Genomic DNA, 10,090 nt, shown 5'->3' on the forward strand with positions numbered 1-10,090 from the left:
CGGGGCGCCCGGTTCAAGCCCCCGCGTCGGGTTCCGGCGGGGCGTCGGCGGGTGGCTCGCCAGTGGCCTCGGCCGGCTCCGACGCGGCTTCGGGCACGGTCAGCACGTCCGGCTCCGGCGGCGGCACGCCGGGGAGCGTGGTGTCCTCCGGCGTATCGGCCGTCCCGGCATCGGTGACGCGCACCACGCGGAATCCGACGAAGTCGCTGCGCGTTACCGGCGAAATGCGGTAGCGGTTGGCGGCACGGATGTAGGGCACGAGATTGCGCCAGGAGCCGCCGCGCGCCGCACGGCGGCGGCACGCGTCGGTCACGCGGGCGCTGCCGTCGGCGGGGAGGTCCGCAAGCGTGTCGACATAGCAGTCGAGCGTCCATTCCCAGACGTTGCCCAGCACGTCGTTGAGACTGAACAGGTTCGGCTCGTAGCTGCCCACCGGCGCGGTGCGCGCCGCGCCGTCGTCGCAGTCGGCGCCTCGGCGCGCCCGCTCCCAGCCCCAGCTGCGGGCGTGACTGTCGTCGGCGTGATTGGCGTGGGCGCAGATGCCCGACACGTCGTTGCCGAAGTAGAACGCGGTCTCGTTGGTGGCGCGCGCGGCGTATTCCCATTCCGCCTCGCTGGGCAGGCGGTAGTCGTGCCCGGTGCGCTCGGAGAGCCAGGCGGCATACTCCATCGCGTCGTACCAGCTCACGCAGACCACCGGGTGCCGGTCACCCTGCTCGAAGCCCGGCTGCCGCCAGTCGCCCTCGGGGTCGTACTGCCAGACGATGCGCTCGCCCGTCTCCCCGGCAGCCGTGGCCCTGAGGCACCCCGGCTCGCCGCCGGCGCCGCGCTCGGCGTCGGTTCGGTAGTCGGTCGCGGCAATGAAGGCCGCGAACTGCCCGACGGTCACCTCGTAGCGACCGAAGGCGATGGGGCGGTCGATGACGATGTCCTGCTCCGGTCCCTCGTCGGCGTCGCGCTCGGCCTCGCCTTCCGGGCTGCCCATGCGATAGCGCCCGTCCGGAAGCAGAACCATCTCCGGGCAATCATCGCAGTCACGGAAACGGGTCCCGGGAGCCGCGGTCATGGTGGCGCCCACTGCGCCGCCGCCGCCGAGCGAGACCGGCCGGGACGGCGCTCCCGGAAGTCCGGCCGGCGCCGGCGTGTCCGGTCCGATCGTTGTGGGCTCGCCATCGCCATCCGGCAACGCACCGCTCTCGTCGGCGGTCGCCGCGTGCACGGCCGCGAGCAGCAGGACCGCGGCCCATCCGGCGGTGTGCATCCCCCTCATCCCCATTTCTCGATCCCCCGTCCCGCTCGCGACCGGCCCCGGGCCGACAGGGCGGAAATGTTGCCACGCCGCGCGGGCACGCGCGCCCGGTCCGGGCGCCCTACCGCCGGCGAGGCCGACGCGGCACCGGGACGGATGCCGCATCCGGTCTCCGTCGCGACCGACTTGCCGCCACCGGCCCGACGCCGTTGGCGCCGGATGGCCGCAACGATACGGTGTCGATGACGACGCGCGTCACACCACCGCAATTGTGATGCAATACGGGATTCACGGGAGAGGAAACCTGCCGCGGTGGACGACGCGCGTTGACGTTGCCCTGCGACCGGACTGCGCACCACCCACAACAACGACGATGCCGCGCAACGCGATCCTGCTATTCCTGACGGCGGGTCTGGTACTGCCCACCAGTGCGGCCGCGTTGCTGTGCCCGCAGAGCGGCATCGCGCTGCCGGGCGGCGTACCGTCGGAGCGCTTCGATGCAGGGTGGTCGGTCGATATCGACAACGATGCCCTGACCACGCGCGAGGACGACCAGGACTACACCGCCGGCTTCGCAGTCACGCTTGCCGGCGAGCGGGCCCGGGGCTACTGGTTGTCGCTCGACAGCCCCCTATCGGCCGTCGACGCCTGGCTGGGCGTCGACGCGGCGCGCTGCGGACTGACCCAGCGCCAGCACAGCTTCCGCGTCGGCGGTGTCGCGCTGACGCCGAGCGACATCGAGCGACCCGACGTCATACCCGACGACCGGCCCTACGCCAGCCTGATCTTCGTGACCAACGGGCGCACCTACGTCGCCGATGACGGTGGCGCCGTCTATCAGTCCAGTCTCACCGTGGGGATGCTCGGCCTCGACGCCTTCGAGCGTGTGCAGCGCGGCTATCACAAGGTCATCGGGACCGGCGAGCCCAAGGGCTGGGACAACCAGATATCGGACGGCGGCGAGCCGACCCTGCGCTACACCCTCGCGCGCCAGGATCTGCTGGCATCGAGCGGGCACTACCGACCCGGCGGCTATGACATCAAGAGCGCGATCGGCGCCAGCGCGGGCTATCTCACCGAGCTCAGCGCCGCGGTCTCGGCGCGCTGGGGCCTGCTCAACACCACCTGGTGGAGCTTCCCCGCAGGCCAGGCACAGTATCTCGCCGAGCCGGCGCATGTGCAGGGCAACGGCGATTCCGGTGCCGCGCGACGCGAGCTCTACCTCTGGGGCGGTGCGGCGCTGCGGCTGCGCGGCTACAACGCCTTCCTGCAGGGGCAGTTCCGCGACAGCGCGCTGGAGTACGAATACAACGCGTTGCACCCGGTGATCGGCGAAGCGTGGTTCGGACTGACCGCGCAGCTCAGCAGGCACTATCGGCTCTCCTGGGTGGTGCGCTACCAGAGCTCGGAGATCAAGCGCGGCATCGGTGACCGCGAAGTGTTCTGGGGCCGCATCACGCTCAGCCGGGCGCTCTGACGCCGGTCCCGCAGCCCACGGTCCGCGCCGCGTTCTCGTCGTGACCGTTCCAGAACACTTGTTCTGGAACGGTCATTCTGTTTCAATGCGGGCATGGGCCGGACACCGCACTGGAACGAGGAAGCGCTGCTGGAGCGCGCCATGCACTGCTTCTGGTGGCGCGGCTATCACGATGCATCGATGGCCGATCTGGTCGACGCCACCGGCGTGAACCGGCAGGGCATCTACTCGCGTTTCGGCGACAAGCACGGTCTTTTCCTCGCCACGCTCGCGTGCTACCGGGAACGCGTGGTGACTCCGGCCTTCGCCCGCGTGGAAGCCCCCGGGGCCGGTCTCGAGGCCGTCGCCGCGTATCTGGAACACCAGATCGCGCTTGCCGCGAGCGCCGGACTGCCCGGGCCGGGCTGTCTGATCGCCAACACCCAGGCGGAACTGGCCGCGCACGATGCCGAGGCACGTCGCCATGTCGAGGCGCACGACGCGCGTCTCCGGCAGGGATTTGCCGGGACGCTCCGCACCAGCGGGGCCAGCGAGGCCGTCGCCGCGCAACGCGCCGCCGTGCTGGCGGTGGCCGTGCAGGGTCTCTGGTCGCACTCGCGATCGGTTTCCGATCCCGGGCCGCTCCGCCGCATCGCGGCGGCACTCGTCTCCATCACCGGAACCGGACTGACGTGACCGCCCACAACCCGTTCGCGACCCGCGCCTTCTGGTTCACGCTGCTGATCAATGCGGTCTGGATCAACGCCTCGGAAGTGGCGCGTTACTTCGCGCTCGTCATGCCGATGATGCGTGACGCCTTCCCCGGAATGGCCGGCGTGGCACCGATGAGCCTCCCGGTGTTCGCGGTCTGGGGAATCTGGGACACCGTCTGGCTGCTGGCCCTGACCGGCTTCACCTGGCTGTGGCTGGAACGATTCGGCACCACGCTGCGCCAGACCCTGCTGGCGGGCACGCTGGCCTGGGCCGCCGTCTTCGTGATCCTGTGGCTGGGCATCTACAACATGGGGCTCGCGCCGCCGGCAGTCGTGGCCGTGGCATTGCCGCTGGCCTGGGGCGAAGCGGCGGTCGGAGCGCTGATCACGCGCTGGGGCATGCGCCGCTTCGCTGGTTAGCGGACGGTCCAGCGCATGGTCACAACCGGGTCGGAGGCCTCGCCGCCGCCGGCGAGATCGCGGTGCCGGAGATCGGCGGCCAGCTCCAGGGTCTGCTCGCGCCCCTCGAAGGGCCCGATCTCCAGCATGCGCGGCGGCGCCCAGCGCAAGCGGCCACGCAGCCCGGATTCGTGCAGCGGGGTCACGGTCCGGGCGAGATCGCGACGCGCGAGGTTCATGCCCAGCTCGACGCGCAGGACCTCGTCGAGCGAGGTCGCCACCATGCTCAGACCGCCCTGCACCACGGCGTCGATGCCGTAAGCGGCGTCGAAGTGCGACGCGTGCAGCCAGGTCCGCACATCGGGGCCGGGCGTCGCGATCTCGGCCGTGATCCGGCCCAGCGCCGCGCGCAGCGATGTATCGGTACCGGCATCGGTACGCTGATCGAAGTACTCGGTGTTCAGGCCGATGCGGAGCCGCTCCGAATGCCGCTCCAGCACGAGCCGCAGACGCGACTCGCTCTGCCGCTCGAAGGGCGGGCGGGTTCCCGCGGGTCGGCGCTGGACCCGCTCGAGTTCGGCGCGGAACGCCACCGATTCCGGTGTCGGCGGTCGCCAGGCGAGCCAGTGCCGCCGGCTCTCGACCGCATTCGGTTGCGACTCGCGGAGATCCTGTTCCTCGAGCCCGAGGGTCAGGCGACCCACCGGCAGGACCTGGTCGGCGGACAGGGCCCAGCGCTCGCGGTCGTCCGCGAACCACAGGTTCTGCGCCTGGGCGTAGCCGCGGCCGTAGGCATCCCAGGCCAGCGCGAGTCCGCCGTCACCCCACTCGCGACGCACCGACGCGCCGACGGCAGTGCCCTCGCGACTGTCCAGGCCGAGCTCTGCGCGGGGCGCCAGATCGCGCCAGTCGAAATGGGCGCCGAACACCGCGCCGGCGGCGCGCCATCCGAGATCGCCGTGCACGCGATGGTCGGTGGTGTCGAATCCCCTCGGCACCGGGTGCAGCCAGAGATCGTCGCGCGTCCGCGCGCTCGAGGTCACCGACAGATCGACCGGCGCGCCGCGCAGCGCCATGCTGGCGCCGTCGGTCGCGCGCCCCCAGTCGATGCCGAGGTCGGGTACGGATTGCGCAGCGACGGGCACCGACCAGCCTGCGCTGGCCGCCGCGATCACCACGAGCACTGCGGCCGATGAACGGATCGGCACGATGATTCACCTCGCCGCGCCAAGCGCGACCCCGGGTGCGGCCGGTCAGAAGCCGCACGGTTGCTGCGAAACGGTCGATGGACGCCGTGCGGCCGGGCGGGGCCGCGTGACGGATTCACAGGCTAGCAAGCGCGAGCGCGCGCGTACGTAGGAATTCGCCGCACGGTAGTGCCCGAGCGACGCGCGTGAGGCCGCGCTCCGATGTCCCGCGGCGCTAGCGCGCCTTGCGCAGGGTGAGATTGACCCGGCAGCGACCGAGCAGCGCATGCCGTCCGTCGGCCACCGGGAGGACACCATGATAGTGGCGGCGTACCGCGCCGCCCCAGACCACGACATCCCCGTGCGCGAGTGGCACGCGCTGAGCGACATCGCCACGGTGGGGGCCGCCGAAGAGGAAGGTTGCCGGCAGGCCGAGCGAGACCGACACGATGGGGGCACCGAAATCGCGCTCGTCGACATCGCGGTGCAGGCTCAGCCGGGCGCCCGGAGCGTAGCGATTGATCAGGCAGGTATCGGGCTCGAAGCCGGGGAACCCGGCCAATTCCGCGGCGCCGTGCGCCAGTGTCCGGAAGGCATCGGGCAGCGCGGGCCAGGGCTGCCGGCTCTCCGGATCGTGCGGACTGTAGCGGTAGCCACCCCCGTCGGACACCCACGCGACCGCCCCGCAGCCGGTGGTGGCCACGGACATGCGTCGACCGCCGGGCGTCTCCATGTGGCGGAACGGAGCCGCCGAAGTGACGGCATCCAGCGCCGCGATCAGCGCCGGCATCCGCGATGCCGCGAAACCGCCGAACAGCCATGCGCCGCACTGGAGCCGGACCTCGCGCAGCGATTCGGCGAACAGGTCCGCCATCAGGCAGCGTCGTGGAAGATGATGCCGAGCGCCATGCGCTCGCCGCTGCGTACCCGACTGACGCCGTGACGCATGGTCACGCGGTGGTCGCCGCGCCGACCGCGACGCGGCCGCTGGCTGACCGCCAGCACCGCGGCGTCGCCTCTCGACAGCGGCAGCACCTCGGCGCGCGACTGCATGCGCGGACGCTGCTCGGTGACGACCAGCTCGCCGCCGGTGAAGTCCGTTCCGGGTTCCGACAGCTGCACGATCACCTGGAGCGGGAAGCAGTGCGCCCCGTACAGGTCCTGGTGCAGGCAGTTGTAGTCGTTCTCGCGATAGCGCAGCAGCAGCGGCGTCGGGCGGGTCTGCCCCGCCGCATGACAGCGCGCGCGATAGGCGTCGTGCGTATCCGGGAAGTCCGCGATGCCGCCCATGCGCGCCTGCCATTCGTTGGCCAGCCCGGCGAGCCGTGGATAGATCGCGGCACGCAGTGCTGCCACGGTCTCCGGGAGCGGGTAGCGGAAGTAGCGGTACTCGCCGCTGCCGAAGCCGTGCCGCGCCATGACGACGCGGGAGCGGAAGCGATCGGCATCGTCGTGGAGCGCGCGCAATCGCTCGCAGTCGGTCGCGGACAGCAGTCCGGGCAGGAGGGCGGTTCCGCCGGCGTCGAGCGCTTCCGTCACCGCCCGCCAGTCGAACGCCTGCAGCCGGTCCGCGATCACGGCGCCGCTCTGGCCGCGCGCCGCTCGGCATCGAGCAGCGCGCGCTTGCGCGCCAGCCCCCAGCGATAGCCGCCGAGCCCGCCGTCACCACGGATGACGCGATGGCACGGAATGAGCAGCGCGACCGGATTGCGCGCGCAGGCCCCGGCCACGGCGCGCACCGCCTCGGGGGCACCGACGCCGCGCGCCACCTCGGCGTAGGAAAGCACCCTGCCGGACGGGATGTCGAGGAGATAGCGCCAGACGCGGATCTGGAAGGCCGTGCCGCGTACGTCGAGCGGCAGCGTCGGCGTCGGTCCGCCGCTGGCGAGATGATCCGCGAGCGCAGCGCGCCAGGCCTCGAAGCGCGCGCCCATGGCAGCGGGCATGGGGGACAGATCGGCTTCCGGGTACTCGGCGCGCAGGCGCGTGCACAGCTCGGTTTCATCGTCGCCGAACTGCGCGAAGCACAGCCCGCGGTCGGTGGCGGCGAGCATCAGCGCCCCCAGCGGCGTATCGGCCACCGCCCAGGAGATCGCGACGCCCCTGCCGCGGTCGCGATACTGCCGCGGCGTCATGCCGAGGTGCGTCGCGGCATGCTCGTAGACCCGGCTGGCCGATCCGTACCCCGCGTCGGCGATGGCCTCGGTCACCGAGCCGCACTCCCGAAGCCCGCGGCGCAGCGCCTGCCGACGGCATGCCTCGGCGTACTGGTGCGGGGTCACGCCGACACGGGCCTTGAAGCGGCGCTGCAGCGTGGACGGGCTCATGTGCACGCGCGCGGCCATCGCCGCCAGCGTGCCCGCTTCGTCGGGACACGACGCGATGTCGCGGCACAGGCCGGCGATCGGATCCGCTGCGTCACCGTCCGGCCGGCAGCGCTTGCAGGCGCGCAGGCCGGCGCGCTCGGCTTCGGCGGACGAGACGAAGAAGCGCACGTTGCGGCGCAGCGCGCGCCGCGGCGTGGCGCACGACGGCCGGCAGTAGACACCGGTGGTGACGACGCCGTAGACGAAGCAGCCGTCCTGCCCGGCGTCGCGCGCGCATATCGCCTGCCAGCAGCGTTCCTCGTCGAGCATGGTCGGGCCCCGGGTTTCGGCAGTCGGCGGTTCCGGCGCGGCGGCACCGGTTGCCGCCGGGGATGGGGATGAGGATGGTGCCACCGGCGCACGTCGGGGCGATAGCGGCACTCGCACGGGATCAGACGGCATGGCGCTCTCCGGGAGGAATGGAAGCGCCATCGTGGGTCGCGCCGGCGCGACCCGCCATCCGGATCCGGCCGTTCAATTCGCGGTCCGGCGCGGCCGGCTTCAGTCGCTCCGCCCGGCCAGCAGCGGACTGGATCGCATCCGGGCCAGCTCCCGGGTCTGGTCGACGAGCATGCGCTCGGCCAACTGGCGCACGGCGGGGTGACCCGCTTCCTCGGTCGCGAAGCGGAGCATCGGCAGGCCACCCTCGTGATGACGCTGCATCAGTTGCAGGAAGCGACGATCGCGCGCCTCGCCCTCGGCCTCGGTCAGTGCGCGCACCTCGGCGGTGGTGGCAAGACCGGGCATGCCGCTGGGCGAGGCCTCGCAGCTCAGCAGATAGGCCCGCAGGGCGTCATCCGGCGGGGTACTGCCGGCCAGCATCCAGTCCATTGCGCGGCGCTCCGGCGCCAGCGGCTCGTCCCAGAGCGCGAGCCAGCCGCGCATCTGGCCGATCTCCACCAGCTGCGCCTCGCGGATGCGCTTCGCGAACGGCGCCAGTTCGGTCTCGTGCCCCTGCAGGAAGACATCGACCAGCATGAGCGCCTGATCGTGGTGCTGGCTCATGTGCTGCGCGAAGCCGATGTCGATGACACCGGGCGCGCCGGCCGCCGGCGGGTCCGCCACGGGCCGGAACCAGACGACCAGCGCGAGGCCGAGACCGACGACGGCGACCGGGAGCCAGCCCGCCGCCTTCACGAGCGCGCGTCGGCCAGCGGGTACACGCCGTTGGTGAACTCCAGCACCATGAAACCGTTGTCCATGCAGGTCACCCACAGCTGGTCGTCGACGAAGCGCGGCGGCGAGCTGCACCAGTCCGCGCTCATCTCGCCGTGGACGACGCCGAGACCCAGCGACAGCAGCTCGGGCACCGATGCCACGTAGCGCAGCACGTAGGGCACCAGCGACCCCGGCGCCGTGCCGGACGCATTCTGATCGGAGATGTGCGGCAGGATGCCGCCGCCCCAGGCGTGCAGCGAGCCGTGCAGGCGCGGCGCATCGTCGGGCCGCGCCGGCGGATTGAAGTAGGCGATCTCCACCGGGTCGCGCGGATTGCGGATGTCGAACACCCGGATGCCGGAGTTGAAGTAGCCACACGCCAGCGCGGTGGGATTCTCGGGCCGGTCGACGGTGCAGTAGTGCGCCTCGTAGCCGAAGGCACCGTTGCTGGCGACGTCCTCCTGGCGCAGCGCGGCGTTTTCGGGCTGCTGGATCTCGAGCTGGATGTGCGTGATGACCTCGGGCGCGGTCTCGTCGCTGATGTCGATGATGCGCACGCCCTCGGCGGCGAACTCGTCGGCGGCGATGAGGTGCGGCTCGCCGTCGAAGAACACCGGCAGTGCGTGCTGCGCGCAGCTCCGCGGGTTCCAGGTGATGCGGCTGACCTGGCGCACCACCGGGACCGGCTCGCGGTTCTGGATGGCGCTGACATCGAGCGTGATGATCCCGCCCGGGAGGCAGGTGGCCAGATACATGCGGTTGCCGTCGGGACTGAACTCGACCCCGTGGTTGGCCGGGAAGCCGCGCAGGCCGGTGTAGAGGATGCGCGGCTGGCTCGGCTCCTCGACGTCGATGGCGGTGATGCTGCCGGCGATCAGGCCCGTCGACCAGTAGGTGCGCCCGTCCGGCGACCAGTTGCCCTCGTGGCCGAGCACGTTGGACGGGAGCTCCAGCGAGGTGCCCAGCAGACCGTTGCGATGGATCGGATTGGCGCAGTCGTCGCTGATGTCGTAGACGTCGAAGAAGCCGGGCGCGCTCAGCACGCCCACCGCGACGCCGCCGAGCAGGCCGCGCGCTTCGTTGACCTTGAGCGATTCCCAGGTGCCGAGCAGCATGCCGGGGCTGGCGTGGTGGCCGGCGAACTGGGGGTCCGTCGGGTCGGAGACATCCACCACCTGCATGCCGGGCGTGGTGCTGAGCACCGCCGCGACCGGTCCGCTCGACATGTAGGCGCAGTCGCCGCTGGACGCACTGACCACCGACGCGCCCTGGCCCTGGTACTGCCCCACCAGCCGCAGGTTGCAGGAATAGGCCTCGAGATTGCGCCCGCTGTCGCGGTCGGCGCGCGGGACGCGTCCCTGCAGATCGGTTTCGGGCGCGCTGTCCGGGCCGCAGGCCACCGTGCGCGGTGGTGCCGTTCCGGGTGCGTCGGCCGGTACGTCGGCGGATGTCGGCGCCTGCGAGCCGCCGCAGGCCGCGAGCGCAAGGGCGAGCAGGCCCGGGCACGACAGGCGCCCGGCGTCCCGCAGCCGGTTTCGGGTCGTGTCCCTAGCCGTGGTGTA

General features: G+C 71.7%; 10 protein-coding genes. 3 read left to right on the plus strand and 7 right to left on the minus strand.

What is annotated here, in order from left to right; translation table 11 throughout:
• Nucleotides 1–13: 13 nt before the first annotated feature.
• Complete coding sequence (locus tag KAH28_RS02450; RefSeq protein WP_290574217.1) at nucleotides 14–1,261, minus strand: formylglycine-generating enzyme family protein; 1,248 nt, start codon at nucleotides 1,259–1,261, stop codon at nucleotides 14–16.
• Nucleotides 1,262–1,622: 361 nt separating this feature from the next.
• Between KAH28_RS02450 and KAH28_RS02455 the strand changes: the two genes are divergently transcribed.
• The 3 genes from KAH28_RS02455 (at nucleotide 1,623) to KAH28_RS02465 (ending at nucleotide 3,838) form a co-directional block, all read left to right on the plus strand.
• On the plus strand, nucleotides 1,623–2,726 hold the full coding sequence (locus KAH28_RS02455) for a lipid A deacylase LpxR family protein (protein ID WP_290574218.1): 1,104 nt from the start codon (nucleotides 1,623–1,625) through the stop codon (nucleotides 2,724–2,726).
• A gap of 93 nt (nucleotides 2,727–2,819) precedes the next feature.
• Entirely contained in the window at nucleotides 2,820–3,401 is a 582-nt protein-coding gene (locus tag KAH28_RS02460; protein ID WP_290574219.1) for a TetR/AcrR family transcriptional regulator, read from the plus strand.
• Nucleotides 3,398–3,838 (plus strand): hypothetical protein, encoded by a 441-nt coding sequence (locus tag KAH28_RS02465; RefSeq protein WP_290574220.1) that lies wholly within the window; start codon nucleotides 3,398–3,400, stop codon nucleotides 3,836–3,838. The genes KAH28_RS02460 and KAH28_RS02465 overlap by 4 nt, the downstream gene beginning before the upstream one ends.
• Here KAH28_RS02465 and KAH28_RS02470 read toward each other — a convergent pair.
• The 6 genes from KAH28_RS02470 to KAH28_RS02495 form a co-directional block, all read right to left on the minus strand.
• Nucleotides 3,835–5,025 (minus strand): hypothetical protein, encoded by a 1,191-nt coding sequence (locus tag KAH28_RS02470; protein ID WP_290574221.1) that lies wholly within the window; start codon nucleotides 5,023–5,025, stop codon nucleotides 3,835–3,837. The two genes, KAH28_RS02465 and KAH28_RS02470, sit on opposite strands and share 4 nt — an antisense overlap.
• A 214-nt stretch (nucleotides 5,026–5,239) precedes the next feature.
• Nucleotides 5,240–5,878 (minus strand): DNA oxidative demethylase AlkB, encoded by a 639-nt coding sequence (gene alkB, locus KAH28_RS02475; RefSeq protein ID WP_290574222.1) that lies wholly within the window; start codon nucleotides 5,876–5,878, stop codon nucleotides 5,240–5,242.
• A complete protein-coding gene (locus tag KAH28_RS02480; protein ID WP_290574223.1) occupies nucleotides 5,878–6,582 on the minus strand; it encodes a 2OG-Fe(II) oxygenase in 705 nt (234 codons plus the stop codon). Before KAH28_RS02480 ends, alkB begins: the two co-directional genes overlap by 1 nt.
• Nucleotides 6,579–7,640, minus strand: coding sequence for a bifunctional DNA-binding transcriptional regulator/O6-methylguanine-DNA methyltransferase Ada (gene ada / locus KAH28_RS02485; RefSeq protein ID WP_290574224.1), 1,062 nt, complete (start codon nucleotides 7,638–7,640; stop codon nucleotides 6,579–6,581). Before ada ends, KAH28_RS02480 begins: the two co-directional genes overlap by 4 nt.
• Nucleotides 7,641–7,871: 231 nt before the next feature.
• Nucleotides 7,872–8,507, minus strand: coding sequence for a DUF305 domain-containing protein (locus KAH28_RS02490; protein WP_290574225.1), 636 nt, complete (start codon nucleotides 8,505–8,507; stop codon nucleotides 7,872–7,874).
• On the minus strand, nucleotides 8,504–10,090 hold a 1,587-nt coding region (locus KAH28_RS02495; RefSeq protein WP_290574226.1), incomplete at its 5' end, for a hypothetical protein. The genes KAH28_RS02490 and KAH28_RS02495, both read right to left, overlap by 4 nt.

It is taken from the genome of Algiphilus sp. (genome assembly GCF_023145115.1).
GTDB lineage: Bacteria > Pseudomonadota > Gammaproteobacteria > Nevskiales > Nevskiaceae > Algiphilus.